The sequence below is a fragment of the Ewingella sp. AOP8-B2-18 genome, from assembly GCF_052376015.1.
Taxonomy (GTDB): Bacteria; Pseudomonadota; Gammaproteobacteria; order Enterobacterales; family Enterobacteriaceae; genus Ewingella; species Ewingella allii.
This window is the reverse complement of the sequence record NZ_JBQSVB010000024.1, coordinates 1-17007: the sequence shown is the minus strand read 5'-3', so window position 1 is coordinate 17007 and position 17007 is coordinate 1. Positions and strand designations below refer to the sequence as shown.

12 protein-coding genes and 4 pseudogenes are annotated in these 17007 nt (G+C 55.4%); 2 read left to right on the top strand and 14 right to left on the bottom strand.

Annotated elements, in window-relative coordinates:
* Window positions 1-62 precede the first annotated feature (62 nt).
* The 14 genes and pseudogenes from ACT3RR_RS22375 to istA all read right to left on the bottom strand — a co-directional run.
* Window positions 63-203, bottom strand: a pseudogene (locus ACT3RR_RS22375) (maltose acetyltransferase domain-containing protein); the annotation flags it as partial.
* 65 nt (window positions 204-268) lie between these two features.
* Window positions 269-1522, bottom strand: coding sequence for a lactose permease (lacY, locus tag ACT3RR_RS22370; RefSeq protein WP_046361014.1), 1254 nt, complete (start codon window positions 1520-1522; stop codon window positions 269-271).
* Window positions 1523-1573: 51 nt separating this feature from the next.
* On the bottom strand, window positions 1574-4645 hold the full coding sequence (lacZ, locus tag ACT3RR_RS22365) for a beta-galactosidase (RefSeq protein WP_046361013.1): 3072 nt from the start codon (window positions 4643-4645) through the stop codon (window positions 1574-1576).
* Between the two features lie 122 nt (window positions 4646-4767).
* Complete coding sequence (lacI, locus tag ACT3RR_RS22360) at window positions 4768-5850, bottom strand: DNA-binding transcriptional repressor LacI (RefSeq protein ID WP_024193489.1); 1083 nt, start codon at window positions 5848-5850, stop codon at window positions 4768-4770.
* A 261-nt stretch (window positions 5851-6111) separates the two neighbouring features.
* Window positions 6112-6605 (bottom strand): annotated as a pseudogene (locus ACT3RR_RS22355) (IS1-like element IS1B family transposase); the annotation flags it as partial.
* A pseudogene (gene tnpB / locus ACT3RR_RS22350) lies at window positions 6597-6788 on the bottom strand (IS66 family insertion sequence element accessory protein TnpB); the annotation flags it as partial. The pseudogenes ACT3RR_RS22355 and tnpB, both read right to left, overlap by 9 nt.
* Before the next feature lie 98 nt (window positions 6789-6886).
* Window positions 6887-7654, bottom strand: a complete 768-nt coding sequence (gene fecE, locus ACT3RR_RS22345) for a Fe(3+) dicitrate ABC transporter ATP-binding protein FecE (RefSeq protein ID WP_001572449.1) — start codon at window positions 7652-7654, stop codon at window positions 6887-6889.
* On the bottom strand, window positions 7655-8611 hold the full coding sequence (gene fecD, locus ACT3RR_RS22340) for a Fe(3+) dicitrate ABC transporter permease subunit FecD (RefSeq protein WP_099065436.1): 957 nt from the start codon (window positions 8609-8611) through the stop codon (window positions 7655-7657).
* Entirely contained in the window at window positions 8608-9606 is a 999-nt protein-coding gene (gene fecC / locus ACT3RR_RS22335) for an iron-dicitrate ABC transporter permease FecC (RefSeq protein WP_046360979.1), read from the bottom strand. Before fecC ends, fecD begins: the two co-directional genes overlap by 4 nt.
* Window positions 9603-10505 carry a Fe(3+) dicitrate ABC transporter substrate-binding protein FecB gene (gene fecB, locus ACT3RR_RS22330; protein WP_046360980.1) on the bottom strand — a complete coding sequence of 301 codons (903 nt, stop codon included), beginning with the start codon at window positions 10503-10505 and terminating at the stop codon, window positions 9603-9605. The genes fecC and fecB overlap by 4 nt, the downstream gene beginning before the upstream one ends.
* A 44-nt stretch (window positions 10506-10549) precedes the next feature.
* On the bottom strand, window positions 10550-12874 hold the full coding sequence (fecA, locus tag ACT3RR_RS22325; RefSeq protein WP_020325014.1) for a TonB-dependent Fe(3+) dicitrate receptor FecA: 2325 nt from the start codon (window positions 12872-12874) through the stop codon (window positions 10550-10552).
* Window positions 12875-12960: 86 nt separating this feature from the next.
* The gene (fecR, locus tag ACT3RR_RS22320) at window positions 12961-13914 is read right to left on the bottom strand and encodes a ferric citrate uptake sigma factor regulator FecR (protein ID WP_017146590.1); all 954 of its coding nucleotides are present in this window, start codon (window positions 13912-13914) and stop codon (window positions 12961-12963) included.
* Entirely contained in the window at window positions 13911-14432 is a 522-nt protein-coding gene (gene fecI, locus ACT3RR_RS22315) for an RNA polymerase sigma factor FecI (protein ID WP_001572456.1), read from the bottom strand. The genes fecR and fecI overlap by 4 nt, the downstream gene beginning before the upstream one ends.
* A gap of 475 nt (window positions 14433-14907) precedes the next feature.
* Window positions 14908-16032, bottom strand: a complete 1125-nt coding sequence (istA, locus tag ACT3RR_RS22310; RefSeq protein ID WP_032237994.1) for an IS21 family transposase — start codon at window positions 16030-16032, stop codon at window positions 14908-14910.
* Between the two features lie 12 nt (window positions 16033-16044).
* Here istA and ACT3RR_RS22305 point away from each other — a divergent pair, with 12 nt between their 5' ends.
* Both ACT3RR_RS22305 and nthA read left to right on the top strand, forming a co-directional pair.
* Window positions 16045-16275, top strand: a complete 231-nt coding sequence (locus tag ACT3RR_RS22305) for an amidase family protein (protein WP_024193449.1) — start codon at window positions 16045-16047, stop codon at window positions 16273-16275.
* Between the two features lie 105 nt (window positions 16276-16380).
* A pseudogene (gene nthA, locus ACT3RR_RS22300) lies at window positions 16381-16940 on the top strand (nitrile hydratase subunit alpha).
* The last annotated feature ends 67 nt before the right edge of the window (window positions 16941-17007 follow it).

Below are 17007 nucleotides of genomic sequence, written 5' to 3'. Positions count from 1 at the left end.
CATGACAAAGTCATCGGGCATTATCTGAACATAAAACACTATCAATAAGTTGGAGTCATTACCCTTTTTTCAACTTCTGATGGATGCGAGTGATTGAACTCATACATTAATGTTTTCCCACGAAGTCTTTTTTCAGGTAAGCCTTCGCACATATCGGTAAATAGCTTGCCTGCTTTTATTTTTTCTGTCATCGACATGTTCATTTTTAACATTCCGTCCTGATAAGTTGGTCGGATAAGGCGCTCGCGCCGTATCCGACATTAATTTCTTAAGCGACTTCATTCACCTGGCGACGCAGCAGGGAAAGTGGGCCGGGGCCGCTAAGCGTGAACACGGAAATTAAGGTGAAGCCCAGCGCCACCAGACCCAGCACCAGGTAAGCGCCCTGGAAACCGATGCTTTCATACATATTGCCCGCCAGAATAGACATAAAAATCATCGCCAGTTGCTTAAAGAAGCAGAAACAGACCAGATAAATCGTCGCTGAAAAACGCACTTCAAACTGGCTGGTAATATATTTAAAGCTGCCCACCAGCAGGAACGGTACTTCAAACATATGCAGCGTTTTCAGAGTAACCACTTCCAGTGCTGAGGTAGCGAACGATGAGCCAATAATACGTACTGACATAATAGTGCCAGCCAGCAGCAGGGCGTTTTTCCCACCGATGCGATTAATGATCAGTGGCGCAAAAAACATAATCGAGGCGTTAAGTAATTCGCCCATTGTCGTTACGTAGCCAAATACCCGCGTACCCTGTTCACCGGTAGCAAAGAACGAAGTAAAGAAATTAGCAAACTGTTGGTCAAAAACATCGTAGGTGCAGGAAACGCCAATAACATACAGTGACAAAAACCACAGTTTTGGCTGTCTGAACAGTTCCAGCGCCAGCTTAAGGCTAAATGCCGAATGGTTGGCACCTACCGCATTGGCAACCGTGGCAGAAGAGGGCGCATCCGTTTTGGCGAAAAAGAGTAAAACGGCGAGGAGGAGTGCACAGCCAGAACCCAGCCAGAAAACAAACTGATTATTGATGGTGAACATGATGCCGACAATCGAGGCACACAGCGCCCAGCCAACACAGCCAAACATCCGCGCGCGACCAAATTCGAAATTACTACGACGGCTGACTTTCTCGATAAATGCCTCTACTGCTGGCGCACCGGCGTTAAAACAAAAGCCAAGATAAATACCACCAACAATCGCTCCTACTAAAATGTTGTATTGTAACAGTGGCCCGAAGATAAAAATAAAGAACGGCGCAAACACCACTAACATGCCGGTAATAATCCACAGCAGGTATTTGCGCAGCCCGAGTTTGTCAGAAAGCAGACCAAACAGCGGTTGGAATAATAGCGAGAACAGAGAAATAGCGGCAAAAATAATACCCGTATCACTTTTGCTGATATGGTTGATGTCATGTAGCCAAATCGGGAAAAACGGGAAGTAGGCTCCCATGATAAAAAAGTAAAAGAAAAAGAATAAACCGAACATCCAAAAGTTTGTGTTTTTTAAATAGTACATAATGGATTTCCTTACGCGAAATACGGGCAGACATGGCCTGCCCGGTTATTATTATTTTTGACACCAGAGCAACTGGTAATGGTAGCTACCGGCGCTAAGCTGGAATTCCGCCGACACTGACGGGCTCCAGGAGTCGTCGCCACCAATCCCCATATGGAAACCGTCGATATTCAGCCATGTGCCTTCTTCCGCGTGCAGCAGATGGCGATGGCTGGTTTCCATCAGTTGCTGTTGACTGTAGCGGCTGATGTTGAACTGGAAGTCGCCGCGCCACTGGTGTGGGCCATAATTCAATTCGCGCGTCCCGCAGCGCAGACCGTTTTCGCTCGGGAAGACGTACGGGGTATACATGTCTGACAATGGCAGATCCCAGCGGTCAAAACAGGCCGCAGTAAGGCGGTCGGGATAGTTTTCTTGCGGCCCTAATCCGAGCCAGTTTACCCGCTCTGCTACCTGCGCCAGCTGGCAGGTCAGGCCAATCCGCGCCGGATGTGGCGTATTGCTCGCCACTTCAACATCAACGGTAATCGCCATTTGACCACTTCCATCAATCCGGTAGGTTTTCCGGCTGATAAATAAGGTTTTCCCCTGATGCTGCCACGCGTGGACCGTGGTAATCAGCACCGCGTCGGCAAGCGTATCTGCCGTGCACTGCAACAACGCTGCTTCGGCCTGGTAATGGCCCGCCGCCTTCCAGCGTTCGACCCAGGCGTTAGGGTCAATGCGGGTCGCTTCACTTACGCCGTCGTTATCCAGCGGTGCGCGGGTGAACTGATCGCGCAGCGGCGTCAGCAGTTGTTTTTTATCGCCAATCCACATCTGTGAAAGAAAGCCTGACTGGCGGTTAAATTGCCAACGCTTATTATCCAGCTCGATGCAAAAATCCGTTTCGCTGGTGGTCAGTTGCGGGATGGCGTGGGGCGCGGAGGGGAGTGTCACGCTGAGGTTTTCCGCCAGACGCCACTGCTGCCAGGCGCTGATGTGTCCGGCTGCTGACCATGTGGTCGCGTTCGGTTGCACTACGTGAACCGTTAGCCAGAGTTGTCCGGCGCTCTTCGGCTGCGGTAGTCCAGGCAGTTCAATCAACTGTTTACCTTGTGGAGCGACATCCAGAGGCACTTCACCGCTTGCCAGCGGCTTGCCATCCAGCGCCACCATCCAGTGCAGGAGCTCGTTATCGCTATGACGGAACAGGTATTCGCTGGTCACTTCGATGGTTCGCCCGGATAAACTGAACTGGAAAAACTGCTGCTGGTGTTTTGCTTCCGTCAGCGCCGGATGCGGCGTGCGGTCGGCAAAGACCAGACCGTTCATGCAGAACTGGCGATCATTCGGCGTATCGCCAAAATCACCGCCGTAAGCCGACCACGGATTGCCATTTTCATCATATTTAATCAGCGACTGATCCACCCAGTCCCAGACGAAGCCGCCCTGTAAACGGGGGTACTGACGAAACGCCTGCCAGTATTTAGCGAAGCCGCCAAGACTGTTACCCATCGCGTGGGCGTATTCGCAAAGGATCAGTGGGCGCGTCTCTCCAGGCAACGAAAGCCATTTTTTGATGGACCATTTCGGCACAGCCGGGAAGGGCTGGTCTTCATCCACGCGCGCGTACATCGGGCAAATAATATCGGTTGCGAAGGTGTCGGCTCCGCCGCCTTCATACTGTACCGGGCGGGAAGGATCGACAGATTTGATCCAGCGATAGAGTGCGTCGTGATTAGCGCCGTGGCCTGATTCATTCCCCAGCGACCAGATGATCACACTCGGGTGATTACGATCGCGCTGCACCATTCGCGTTACGCGTTCGCTCATCGCGGGTAGCCAGCGCGGATCATCGGTCAGACGATTCATTGGCACCATGCCGTGGGTTTCAATGTTGGCTTCATCCACCACATACAGGCCGTAGTGGTCGCACAGCGTGTACCACAGCGGATGGTTCGGATAATGCGAACAGCGCACGGCGTTAAAGTTGTTCTGCTTCATCAGCAGGATATCCTGCACCATCGTCTGCTCATCCATGACCTGACCATGCAGAGGATGATGCTCGTGACGGTTAACGCCGCGAATCAGCAACGGCTTGCCGTTCAGCAGCAGCAGACCATTTTCAATCCGCACCTCGCGGAAACCGACATCGCAGGCTTCTGCTTCAATCAGCGTGCCGTCGGCGGTGTGCAGTTCAACCACCGCACGATAGAGATTCGGGATTTCGGCGCTCCACAGTTTCGGGTTTTCGACGTTCAGACGTAGGGTGACGTGATCGGCATAACCACCACGCTCATCGATAATTTCACCGCCGAAAGGCGCGGTGCCGCTGGCGACCTGCGTTTCACCCTGCCACAAAGAAACCGTCACCCGCAGCTCATCGCGCAGCTCGCCGTACATCTGAACGTCTGCCTCCAGTACAGCGCGGCTGAAATCATCATTAAAGTGAGTGGCTACATGGAAATCGCTGATTTGCGTGCTCGGTTTATGCAGCAACGAGACGTCACGGAAAATGCCGCTCATCCGCCACATATCCTGATCTTCCAGATAACTGCCGTCACTCCAGCGCAGCACCATCACCGCGAGGCGGTTTTCTCCGGCGCGTAAAAATGTGCTCAGGTCAAATTCAGACGGCAAACGGCTGTCCTGGCCGTAACCGACCCAGCGCCCGTTGCACCACAGATGAAACGCCGAGTTAACGCCATCAAAAATAATTCGCGTCTGGCCTTCCTGTAGCCAGCTTTCATCAACATTAAATGTGAGCGAGTAACAACCAGTCGGATTCTCCGTGGGAACAAATGGCGGATTGACCGTAATGGGATAGGTCACGTTGGTGTAGATGGGCGCGTCGTAACCGTGCATCTGCCAGTTTGAGGGGACGACGACAGTATCGGCGACAGGAAGATCGCACTCCAGCCAGCTTTCCGGAACCGCTTCTGGTGCCGGAAACCAGACAAATTGCCACTCACCATTCAGGCTGCGCAACTGTTGGGAAGGGAGATTGGTGCGGGCCTCTTCGCTATTACGCCAGCTGGCGAAAGGGGGATGTGCTGCAAGGCGATTAAGTTGGGTAACGCCAGGGTTTTCCCAGTCACGACGTTGTAATACGACGGCCAGTGAATCCGTAATCATAGTCATAGCTGTATCCTGTGTGAAATTGTTATCCGCTAACAATTTCACACAACATACGAGTCGGACGCATAAAGTGTAAAGCCTGGGGTGCCTAATGAGTGAGCTGACTCACATTAATTGCGTTGCGCTCACTGCCCGCTTTCCAGTCGGGAAACTTGTCGTGCCAGCTGCATTAATGAATCGGCCAACGCGCGGGGAGAGGCGGTTTGCGTCTTGGGCGCCAGGGTGGTTTTTCTTTTCACCAGAGAGACGGGCAAAAGCTGATTGCCCTTCACCGCCTGGCCCTGAGAGAGTTGCAGCAAGCGGTCCACGCTGGTTTGCCCCAGCAGGCGAAAATCCTGTTTGATGGTGGTTAACGGCGGGATATAACACGAGCTGTCTTCGGTATCGTCGTATCCCACTACCGAGATATCCGCACCAACGCGCAACCCGGACTCGGTAATGGCGCGCATTGCGCCCAGCGCCATCTGATCGTTGGCAACCAGCATCGCAGTGGGAACGATGCCCTCATTTAGCATTTGCATGGTTTGTTGAAAACCGGACATGGCACTCCAGTCGCCTTCCCGTTCCGCTATCGGCTGAATTTGATTGCGAGTGAGATATTTATGCCAGCCCGCCAGACGCAGACGCGCCGAGACAGAACTTAATGGGCCCGCTAACAGCGCGATTTGCTGGTGACCCAATGCGACCAGATGCTCCACGCCCAGTCGCGTACCGTCTTCATGGGAGAAAATAATACTGTTGATGGGAGTCTGGTCAGAGACATCAAGAAATAACGCCGGAACATTAGCGCAGGCAGCTTCCACAGCAATGGCATCCTGGTCATCCAGCGGATAGTTAATGATCAGCCCACTGACGCGTTGCGCGAGAAGATTGTGCACCGCCGCTTTACAGGCTTCGACGCCGCTTCGTTCTACCATCGACACCACCACGCTGGCACCCAGTTGATCGGCGCGAGATTTAATCGCCGCGACAATTTGCGACGGCGCGTGCAGGGCCAGACTGGAGGTAGCAACGCCAATCAGCAACGACTGTTTGCCCGCCAGTTGTTGTGCCACGCGGTTGGGAATGTAGTTCAGCTGCGCCATCGCCGCTTCCACCTTTTCCCGCGTTTTCGCAGAGACGTGGCTGGCCTGGTTCATCACGCGGGAAACGGTCTGATAAGAGACACCGGCATACTCTGCGACATCGTATAGCGTTACTGGTTTCACATTTACCACCCTGAATTGACTCTCTTCGGGTGCTATCATGCCATACCACGAAATGTTTTGCGCCATTCGGAGGGGGCACGCCGAAGTGAGATTCAAAATGCCGACGTCAGTTCACAGGTGGGTAATGATACCAACGTGTTGATTTCGTATTTTCACTGACACCAGGATCATCCTGATGTTACAAGGATTGAATGACTACAGATTAAAATAGTCATCAACAGGTTGACAGCATTACCCAGAATATCGGGTAATGACTCCAACTTATTGATAGTGTTTTATGTTCAGATAATGCCCGATGACTTTGTCATGCAGCTCCACCGATTTTGAGAGCGACAGCGACTTCCGTCCCAGCCGTGCCAGGTGCTGCCTCAGATTCAGGTTATGCCGCTCAATTCGCTGCGTATATCGCTTGCTGATTACGTGCAGCTTTCCCTTCAGGCGGGATTCATACAGCGGCCAGCCATCCGTCATCCATATCACCACGTCAAAGGGTGACAGCAGGCTCATAAGACGCCCCAGCGTCGCCATAGTGCGTTCACCGAATACGTGCGCAACAACCGTCTTCCGGAGCCTGTCATACGCGTAAAAAAGCCAGCGCTGGCGCGATTTAGCCCCGACGTATCCCCACTGTTCGTCCATTTCCGCGCAGACGATGACGTCACTGCCCGGCTGTATGCGCGAGGTTACCGACTGCGGCCTGAGTTTTTTAAATGGCGGAAAATCGTGTTGAGGCCAACGCCCATAATGCGGGCAGAGGGCCAGGCGAAGCGGCCGCGTTCCAGCCGTTTGGTCAGCAGGCACAGCCCGTCGCCGGTGGACCACAGCAGTTTGACCTTACTGCCGCTGCGGCCCCGGAAGATGAAGACATGGCCGGACATCGGGTCATCTTTCAGCATCGTCTGCACCTTTGCGGCGAGACCATTGAAGCCGTTGCGCATGTCGGTGATACCGGCAACCAGCCAGATTTTGGTGCCTGTTGGCAGGTGGTTATCACTTCCTTTATCTGTCCTGTGATGATCCTTATGACTTCGCCAGACTACTTCACCACACACATGGGTCTGCCAGATACCGGTTCGGGATGGATTTCCGCTTCTACGCTGAACACCGTCTTTAGAAGCTCTGGTTTCATCACTGCTTCCGGAGCACCTTGCGCCATCACGCGACCGCTTGCCAGTACCACCAGATGATCGCAATAGCGGCTGGCCTGATTCAGATCGTGGAGTACCGTCACTACGGTTTTCCCCTGCCTTTTGAGTTCAACCATCAGGCGCATCAGTTCAACCTGATGATTGATATCGAGGTAGGTCGTAGGCTCATCAAGAAGAATGAGTGGGGTATCCTGTGCCAGCACCATCGCCAGAAACGCACGCTGGCGCTGGCCGCCGGAAAGCTGGGTTAACCTGCGGTCAGCCAGATTGCGCGTCCGGGTCTGACTCATTGCCACGTTGACCCGCTCGTTGTCTTCCGCGGAGAGTCGCCCCCACAACGACAGCCACGGGCTGCGGCCGTAGGAAACCAGCTCCCGTACAGTGATCCCCTCGGGGGATAAATGGTGTTGCGGCAGTAAAGCCAGGCGGCGAGCCAGCTGGCGGGCGGAAAAACCGGCTATGGGTTTTTCATCAAGCAATATCTCGCCAGAGTCTGGTGTTAACAGGCGAGAAAAACAGTTCAACAGCGTCGATTTCCCGCAACCGTTAGGGCCGAGCAGGGCCGTGATTTTTCCGGCAGGCAGGGCGAGAGAAAGTCCATCCAGCACGGTTTGTGCGCCATAGCTGGCGGTCAGATTTTCAGTACGTAATCTCATTTATCGCATTCTCACAAGCAGCCAGACAAACCACGGTGCGCCGATAATGGCGGTCAGCACGCCTGCCGGAAGCTCCATCGGCGGATGAATGATTCGTGCCAGCAGATCGGCAATGACCAGCAACAACGCGCCCGTCAGGGCCGAAACGGGCATCAGCCAGCGGTGACGCCCGCCGGCGATCCTGCGCACCATGTGCGGCACGACGAGACCAATAAAACTTATCGGGCCACAGACGGCCACGCCGGTTGCTGTCATCGCGACAGCCAGCATCAGCCCCTGGAACCGGGTGCGCTGAACCGACACGCCGAGCGTGGCTGCTCGTGCATCGCCCAGCGCCAGCAGGTCGAGATCGCGACAAAAGCGCAGGCTCAGCGGCAAAAACAGAATGAGCAACGGCACGGCAATCTTCACAAAGTGCCAGTCGCGCCCCCATAAGCTACCCGTCAGCCACAGCAGGGCACTGTTTACATCCTGCGGGTGCAGGAGCATCAGGTAATCCGTCAGGCTCGCCCAGCAGGCGGAAAGCGCCACGCCGGTGAGCGCCAGCTTCATCGGCTGGTGGGTCTTTGCCAGCATCTTCAGCAAGATCAACCCCGCCATACCGCCCGCAAAGGCCAGCAGCGGCAGCACCATCACGGATAGTGATGGCATAAGAAGCAGTGCTCCCACAGAGGCAAGGCTGGCGGCATGGTTAATGCCGAGAATATCCGGTGATGCTAGCGGGTTACGCACAATCCCCTGTACCAGCACGCCCGCCACGGCGAGGGCTGCACCGACAAACAGTGCCAGCAGCAAGCGCGGCAGTCGGTACTCCATCAATACATAATAATGCTCGCGTCCGTCCTGCCAGTCGGTCAGCAGCGCGCGCCACGGCACGGGGATCACCCCCATATGGAGTGATAACAGCGCACAGCCTGCCAGGGCAAGGGTGATGAAAATGACCAGCGCAATTTTCATCCTCGCCTCCTCACCAGCCAGACAAAGCAAGGACTGCCAATCAGCGCCAGCACTGCGCCTGCGGGCAGATCGCCGGGGAAGGCCAGCGCGCGTGCGAGTACATCTGCCATCAGCATCAGCGTGGCCCCCAGCAGCATGCTCACCGGCAGTACGTTGCGCTGATCGAAGCCTGCCCAGAAGCGCGCCAGATGTGGCACCAGCAGGCCGATAAACGCCACCGGACCTGCCACACTGACGCACGCGCCAACCAGAAGCAGCACTAACATATTGATGATCAAACGTAGTCTCGGCAGGTTCACTCCCAGCGTATGGGCGGTACTGTCGCTGACGTTGAGCAGGTTCAGTTGATTCGCCAGCAGCAACACGACAGGGACTGCAGTGACCACCACCGGCAAGAGCTGCCAGACATCCTGCCAGTGGGCGTGGGACACTCCGCCTGCCAGCCAGTAAAAGATGCCGTAAGCATGATCTTCGGCCAGCAGCAGGGTGATGCGGGTCAGGGCCATACAAAAGGCCGACAGCGCGATACCCGCGAGGATCAGTTTGTTTCTGTCCTGGGTATGACGAAACCCGCCTCCTGCGGTCATGACCAGCAGCCAGCTCACGCCGCCCCCGCATGCCGCGATGAACGACAGGGAATAGCCTGCAACCGGCGTCGGACTCAGCGCGCTGGTAAGCGCCATAGCCAGCGCCGCGCCGCTGTTAATGCTGAGCAGTGAAGGAGAGGCCATTGGGTTGTGGGTCAGGGTTTGCAGCAGCGTGCCCGCGAGCGCCAGGCTTGCGCCGATCAGAACGGCGACCAGGCTTCGCGGCAAACGAAGGTTTTGCACCAGCGCTTCTGGTAGCGTTGGCGTGTGTCCAGGCAGCAGGGCGCGGATTGCGTCTGCTCCGGAAACAGGAATGGCCGAGTAGCAAAACAGACTCAGCCAGAAAATAATAATAAGTACTGCAACGGGAAGCCCCCACAGCAGCACCGGGTGTTTTAGCGCGGTCATTTCACATCGGTAAGCGGCTGATGGTGGAAGATTTTTACCGTGTCAGCGGCAATACGCTCTGCGGCAAAAATACCGCGCATCCGCGCCCAGGCGTTACTGTCGACTGAAGCAACCTGCTGCTTCTGCGCGGCGGTTAATATCTGCCAGAGCGGATCTTGTTGCCAGCGTTTAACAATGCTCTCTTCGCGATAGTGGGCAACCAGCAGCCAGGCAGGATTGACCGCCAGCAGTTGCTCCAGGCCGATGGACGGCATGGACGCGCCCGCCATCGTAGCGGGAACGTTCAGCCCCAGAGAAGCCAGCACGCTGCCGGTCCAGGTCTCCTGGGTATGCAGGTTGAATAGCTGTTCGCGTGATGTGCCAAAGGCCACGCGTGTCCCTGTGGGAAGCTGGCTGGCCCACTGCGCCATCTTCTCTTTATGTTGTTCCAGACGCGCCTGCATCTCTCGTTTTTTACCTACCACTTCGCCGATGATAGCCGCTGAGTGCAAATTTTCAGCGTAGGTTTCGTTGCGGGACTTAAGCAGCAGTACCGGCGCGATTTGCTGCAAGGCGGTGTAAATCCCCGCATGGCGACTGCTGTCGGCAATGATCAGGTCTGGTTTCAGGGCAGCAATGGCTTCCAGGCTCGGCTGCGCGCGCGTTCCGACGGACTGCCACGGTTTCAGGTGCGCACGCACTTTGGGCAGGATGCGTTTTGCATCGTTATCGTCGGCAATACCGATCGGGCTGACGTCCACGGCGGCCAGCGCATCGGCGAACGAGAGTTCCAGCACCACAATCCGTTGTGGCGTTTTATCGAGTGTAAACGTGCCGTGTTCGTCCTGAACCGTGGCGGCAAAGGCGTGGCCGATCACCAGCAGCAGGCCTGCAAAAAGAAAACGGATAAATGCCAACATAGTCACATTCCAGCTAAAAGCCCGGCAAGCCGGGCGTTAACACATCAGAACTTCAACGACCCCTGCATATACAGCGTGCGCGGCTGGCCTGCGTAGATGCCTTTGTTGTTGTCGTCATAAGAGCGGATGAAGTAGTCCTGGTCGAAGATGTTTTTCACACCGAACGCCAGGTTCAGATCTGCCATCTGCGGGCCAAAGTCATACGCCACGCGTGCGCCCCAGAGCATGAAGCCGGGAATACGGCCGGTACTGCCGTCGGCGCTCTCTTTCACTGTATTGGCGTTATCCGCAAACTGGCTGGACTGGAAATCGCTGTTCAGATTGAACGTCCAGTTGCCCGGCTTGTAGTCCACGCCCAGCGTGCCTTTATGTTTCGGGGAGAATGGCACCTGATTGCCATAGGTGTCGCCTTTCTCGCGGATTTCCGCGTTCACATACGCATAGCTGGCGTAGACGGAAACGTTATCAAGCGTTGGCGTTAGCGTACCCAGGTCGTAACGTGCCTGCGTTTCCAGCCCGGTATGGCGCGTTTTGCCACGTGCAGTGACGGTGTCGTTGGTCTGGTTGGAGTCGTACTGATTGTTAAAGTTAATCAGGAACAGCCCCATTTCCGCCGTCAGCGCGCCGTCGTCGTAGCGGGTACCGAGTTCCCAGGTTCGCGCTTTTTCCGGTTCCACATTGCCGCTTTGCACAGCCTTGCCAATCTGGCTGTACTGTACGGTGCCGAACGAGCCTTCAGTGTTTGCATAAAGATTCCAGCTATCAGTCAGGTGATAGAGCACGTTCAACGCCGGAAGCGGTGCGTTATAGCTCACCTCTTCGTGCGTGCCTTTGATGGCGTTGTTCTGGTATGACTCGATATGTTCGAAACGCATACCCGGCGTGATGGTCCAGTTGCCGATGTCGATTTTGTCATCCAGATACCAGGCGTGCGCCTCGGTGCCGGAACGCGTGTCGCGGTCGTAAGGGCTTGAGCCAGACGGCAACTGCCCGCTGCTGGTGGCGGTGTAGTAACGCATTTCATGCGTTGATTCATTCACATAGCGATAGCCCACGCCCACTTCGTGCGCGGAAGGGCCGATCATAAAGCTCTGGCTGTAGCGTGGCTCAATACCGCGCACCCAGTAGTTACGCGGCGAGAGGGTGATGCGTTTGCCTTGCTCCAGGTAGCCGCTGCGCAGGGTTTGGGTGTAGAACCCCTGAATGTTGAATTTATGCTGGCTGTCCGGCTGGAACTGGTAGCCCAGGCTCGCCAGCTTGCGACGGCCCCAGAAGCGGTCATACGGGCGGGTGGATTGCCAGCGATCGGCGTCGTAATCCGCGCGGGACAGGCCGCCGGGCATGTCGGCTTCACCATCGTAATATTGCAGCAGGCTGTTGAAGGTGTGCACCTCATTCGGCGCATATTTGCTTTTCAGCATCAGGTCGTCGATGCGGGTGGCGCTGTGCTCGCGCCAGTCACTGCCGCGCGTGCCGGAGTAGAGCAGCGCGGTGCCAAAACCGTTGTCCGCTGTGCCGCCCACCATCAGGTTGTGCGTCTCTTTCGGGTTGTTTTGTGAAGAGGTTGGGCTGAGCTGACCTTCCACCCCCGCCTCGATACCAAAGTCCTGCGGAATGGCGCGGGTAACAAAGTTCACCACGCCGCCCACGCTCTGCGGTCCGTAACGCACCGCACCACCACCGCGCACCACGTCAATGGCATCCATGTTGCCGAGCGAAACGGGAGCCAGTGAAAGCTGCGGCTGACCGTAAGGGGCAAAGGGGACGGGGATGCCGTCCATCAGGACGGTCGAGCGGCTGGCGAGGCGTGGGTTCAGGCCCCGGATGCCAAAGTTCATCGCCAGGTCGTGGCTGCCGGTGCCGTTGTTTTCCGGCGCGCTGACGCCAGGGATGCGGTTAAGCACCTCACGCATGGTGGTTGCGCCGGTTTTGGCGAAATCCTCACGGCGGATCACGTCACGCGCGCCAGCATGTTCAAATACGTCGTTTTCACGCGCATCGCCCAGCCAGTCGCCGACCACGGTCAGGGCATCTTCTTTTGGCGCGGGCGCGGGCTCCAGCGTCCAGCTGTTATTTCCCAGCGGTTTTACCTGCAGTCCGCTGCCGTCCAGCAGCTGTTGCAGGCCGCTCTCGACGTCGTAATCTCCGTGCAGGCCGTTGCTCTGCTTGCCGCGCGTCAGGCTGGCGTCAACCGAGAGGGTAATTCCGCTGTGTGCGGCATACTGATTGAGCGCTTTGTCGAGCGATCCCGGTGCGATATCAACCTGTGCAGCAAAAGCGGAAAACGAGAGACCGGCCAGCGGCAGCAGGCTCAGGCGAATGGCGTTAACCAAAGGTGTTGTTTTACGAAAAACGCGTAACGGCGTCATACCTTCTCCATCATCATTTTTGTTGTGTTCAGCTATGAGTCGAACGAGAAGGGTAAAAAGGACAATCGAAATGAGAATTATTTTTCTTACAGCGGTGAAATGTTTATCCAGTACCGCGTAATAGACTGAATTTTAACGGGAAGCGTTTGAGCGATAACGTTCAGGATCGCATCGGTATTTTTCAGCGGGAACGTCCCGCTCAGGCGCAGCCCGGCAACGGCGGGATCGCAGCGCAGCACGCCGTTGCGGTAACGGCTTAGCGTGGCTATCACCTCACCCAGCGGTTTATCGCTGAAGCTCAGGATGCCCTTCGTCCAGCTTGTACTCTCGTCATCCAGCGGTTTCACTGCGCCAAACTCAGAGGCGCTGAACTGCAGGCTTTCACCAGCGTTCACGATGCGTTTTTGCGCGGGGGCACTGGCGAGAAGCACTTCCACGGCGTGCTGCTGCACGTCAAGCTGCGTGAAATTATCCTGCTGGCGGACGGTAAATTCTGTCCCTAAAGCGGTGAGTTGGCCCTGACGGGTCAGGACGCGGAAGGGGCGTTGCTGCGCATCTTTCGCGGTAGTAATGGCGATTTCACCGTACCAGAGCCGGACGGTGCGCTGATGCGCATCATAACGCACATCCGCCGCGCTTTGGGTATTCAGCGTGAGCAGGGAGCCATCTTCCAGTTGCTGACGGCTGACTGCGCCTTTGGCGGTGCGGTAATCTGCCCGCAGACCTTCGCCGGTTTCCGACTGCCAGAGTTGCCAGCCTCCGCCAGCGCCGAGCAACAGCAGTAATCCTTTCATCACGTGACGGCGGGTGAGGCGGGTATCGTGCAGCGCCCGGCTGGCAACGTCGCCAGGCACACCGCCAAGCTGGTTGCGCAGGTTTTCAACCTGCTGCCAGGCCCACTGGTTATCCTGATCCTGTTCATACCACTGTTGCCAGCGCGCTTCCTGTTGTGGGCTGACGCGCTCGCCGCTTAGCACGGCATACCAGTGGGAAGCTGAACGCAGCGCCTGACGGCGGGAATCGGTTAACGAAGGATTCATAACCCATGCTCCAGACGAAACAGCAGGCAGTGCTCGACGGCTTTCGCCACGTATTTTTTCACGGAGCTGACGGAAACACCGAGTTTGTGCGCAATCTCGCTGTATGTCAGGCCATCCAGTTGCGAAAGCAGAAACGCTTCACGTGTTTTTCCGTTTAGCCCGTCCAGCATGCTGTCGACGAGTTGTAGGGTCTCGAGCTGGCTTTCGCGTTCCTCAGGTGAAGGCGCTACCCCCTCCGGCATAAGCGCCAGCATCTCCAGATACGCTTTTTCCAGCGCGTTTCGGCGAAACAGGTCCACCATCACGCGTTTGGCGATAGTGCACAGGAAAGAGCGAGGATCGCGGATCGTCGAGAGCGTTTCGCTGCTCATTACCCGCAAAAAAGTGTCCTGGGCAATGTCATCTGCATCAAAAGCAGACTGGAGTTTGCGCGTCAGCCAACTTTTCAACCAGCCGTTATGGGTGCCATAAAGCGACTCGAACGTTAAGGAAGCTGTGGTAGTGGCACGGTCAGACATGCGGAGTGCATCAAAAGTTAATTATCACGTAGCCATATTAATATGAGAATGGTTATCATTACAATTGGAAATAAAATTGTTTCCAATAAACATTTTTAACATGTTGTTTTTCTAAGTGTTATAAGGTAGGTATAAAATGGGATGGATCCTCTGCTTCTGGCATCTGTCGGTCAGAATGACATCATGATGTGGTCTGCTATTATTGACATCCTCCCCGCCCTTTAGGGCGGGGAGGATGTCAACTATGAGTGTTGCCTGAAATGTCGCCAGCCCCCGGTACAGCAGAAGTATCTCGGGCTTTCTGCGTTTGCTCCTGGTGGGTATGGCCCCCGCAAGCGGGGGTTATTGCTAACTGTCGTTTCAACAAAAAGTAACTTTTTTCACTTTGCCCCTCAGTACAAATTAGGGGCTTGCCGCGGATGTACCATGCCTGAATATCTTCGAGTGATGATTTGGTGCGGCTTTGTTGAATAAATCAGATTTCGGGTTCCACCTGACTGACCTGCTGCCAGAGCGGGGCGTGATGCTCCGGCACGGTCTGCCAGCCGGATGCAGCCGAACAGAGACGGTGCGATGCCATCTGCTGCTCATTACTGTAGATCCGCAGTTCATCATCCAGCGAGATCCGTATTGATACCGGCTGGCCACACAGGCTTTCCGGCACGCTGTAACGGTTTCCGCCAACCTCGATATAGCCATCCCAGGAGACATGACGGATATCGAAGTAGCTGGTATCGAAGTCCGTATCCGGCAACGGCTGCAGATGCTCCTGTTCCTGCGTGAAGCGCTGTTCCGGTGTCTGCCTGAACTGGCGAAGTTCTCGCCTGTCGGCATCGTCAGCCATCCACTGCTCCAGTAGCTGATTAACCTGGGCGAAGCTGTCGAACCGGCGGTACCGGACGAAGAAGTTCTCCTTGAGGTATTTCACCATCCGCTCCACCTTACCTTTGGTTCTGGCCCTTCGTGGACGGCATGCCCGTGGCAGGAAGCCATAGTGATCGGCCAGCAGCAGGAACCCGGAGTTGAACACCATCTTCCCGTTGTTATTTTTCAGCACTGCGGCTTTCTGATTATCGACCAGCACGGTTTTCACGCTGCCGCCGAAGTAGCGGAAGGCGCGGACCAGTGACTCATAGGTATGTTCAGCATCCTGCTTTGGTGCCGCGAAGACATGGAAGCGACGTGAGAACCCCAGCGTGTTAACCGCGAAGTTAACCCTGCATCGTTGCCCGGCAACCTCAGCCTCAACTTCTCCCCAGTCATGCTGGAGCTGGTAACCGGGCTGAGTTTCGAAGCGAACCGTTTTCTTCGATGGCCGCATCTTACGTTTTGGCTGGATGTAGTAACGCAACATGGAGCGTCCGCCGGTATAACCCATCGCTTTGATTTCCGCGAGGATGACCTCGCCGTTCCAGACATTCTCAGCCAGACGCATGTCGATATAGTCCATGAACGGCCTGAGTTTGGCCATTTTGTGGCGTGTTTTTCTGGCCGGAGGTTCCGGGTATTTCAGGTACCGTCTGACAGTCCGCTCAGAGCAACCAACCTGAGTGGCAATATCAACAATATACGCACCCTGCTGGCGCATTTGCTTTATCATGTAAAAGTCCTCATGAGCATGTTTGGTCAGGACGAAACACTGTTCAGTGGTGTGCTGCGTTACACCAGCGTTTTTGATTTGACCTGCCACCCAACTCTGACATTGCCCTGCGGGCGTACTGCTGCAGGCGCACCAATCGCCTTCCAGCTTGTTGCACCACATTTTGGCGAAACCGCATTGATACAGTCTGGCTGGGCGTGGCAGCAGGTTACTGACTGGCATCGCACTCATCCCGCCCTTTAATTTTCTTTGCTCCAGCCAACAGGCTGGAGCAATCAGTTATGAATCACTTACAGTGGAGTCAGCATATCAAATCATGATGTCTTACCTTCCGAAAATGCCATCAAAGTGCGGGCGATTCAGTCATTCCTGACGGAGAAAGGTCAGCTCGATCCAGAAACTTCAGACGCCATCGTGGACTATTTTGAAAACAAGATCGGTCCCCGTAACGGTGCCAGTGTCGTGGCGCGCGCCTGGCTTGATGCCGAATTTAAAAAAAGCTGCTTGAAGATGGCACGGCTGCCATCAGCGAGATGGTTTTTTCAGGTGCCGAAGGCGCAGTCATTCACGTCCTCGAAAACAGTGATGCGGTACATAACATCGTTGTTTGTACGCTGTGCTCCTGCTATCCGTGGCCGGTTCTGGGATTGCCGCCAATCTGGTTTAAATCTGCACAGTACCGCTCCCGTGTGGTGATTGATCCAAGAGGCGTGCTGAAGAAGTTCGGTACTGAGCTTCCACCGGAGAAAGAAATTCGCGTTTGGGACAGTAATGCCGAAATTTGCTATTTCGTACTGCCGCAACGCCCGGCTGGTACGGAGAACCTGAACGAAGAACAACTGGCCGCGAGAGTAAGGCGTGATTCAATGATTGGTACGGGCCTCCTCTACCGGCGTAGGCTTCAATAAAGCCGGTAATGACTCCAACTTATTGATAGTGTTTTATGTTCAGATAATGCCCGATGACTTTGTCATG

What these genes read in the sequence shown, in the direction of transcription:
- lacY (WP_046361014.1), bottom strand. Translation starts at nt 1,522, where the DNA reads ATGTACTATTTAAAAAACACAAACTTTTGGATGTTCGGTTTATTCTTT.
- lacZ (WP_046361013.1), bottom strand. Translation starts at nt 4,645, where the DNA reads ATGACTATGATTACGGATTCACTGGCCGTCGTATTACAACGTCGTGAC.
- fecE (WP_001572449.1), bottom strand. Translation starts at nt 7,654, where the DNA reads ATGAGATTACGTACTGAAAATCTGACCGCCAGCTATGGCGCACAAACC.
- fecD (WP_099065436.1), bottom strand. Translation starts at nt 8,611, where the DNA reads ATGAAAATTGCGCTGGTCATTTTCATCACCCTTGCCCTGGCAGGCTGT.
- fecC (WP_046360979.1), bottom strand. Translation starts at nt 9,606, where the DNA reads ATGACCGCGCTAAAACACCCGGTGCTGCTGTGGGGGCTTCCCGTTGCA.
- fecB (WP_046360980.1), bottom strand. Translation starts at nt 10,505, where the DNA reads ATGTTGGCATTTATCCGTTTTCTTTTTGCAGGCCTGCTGCTGGTGATC.
- fecA (WP_020325014.1), bottom strand. Translation starts at nt 12,874, where the DNA reads ATGACGCCGTTACGCGTTTTTCGTAAAACAACACCTTTGGTTAACGCC.
- fecR (WP_017146590.1), bottom strand. Translation starts at nt 13,914, where the DNA reads ATGAATCCTTCGTTAACCGATTCCCGCCGTCAGGCGCTGCGTTCAGCT.
- fecI (WP_001572456.1), bottom strand. Translation starts at nt 14,432, where the DNA reads ATGTCTGACCGTGCCACTACCACAGCTTCCTTAACGTTCGAGTCGCTT.
- istA (WP_032237994.1), bottom strand. Translation starts at nt 16,032, where the DNA reads ATGATAAAGCAAATGCGCCAGCAGGGTGCGTATATTGTTGATATTGCC.
- ACT3RR_RS22305 (WP_024193449.1), top strand. Translation starts at nt 16,045, where the DNA reads ATGAGCATGTTTGGTCAGGACGAAACACTGTTCAGTGGTGTGCTGCGT.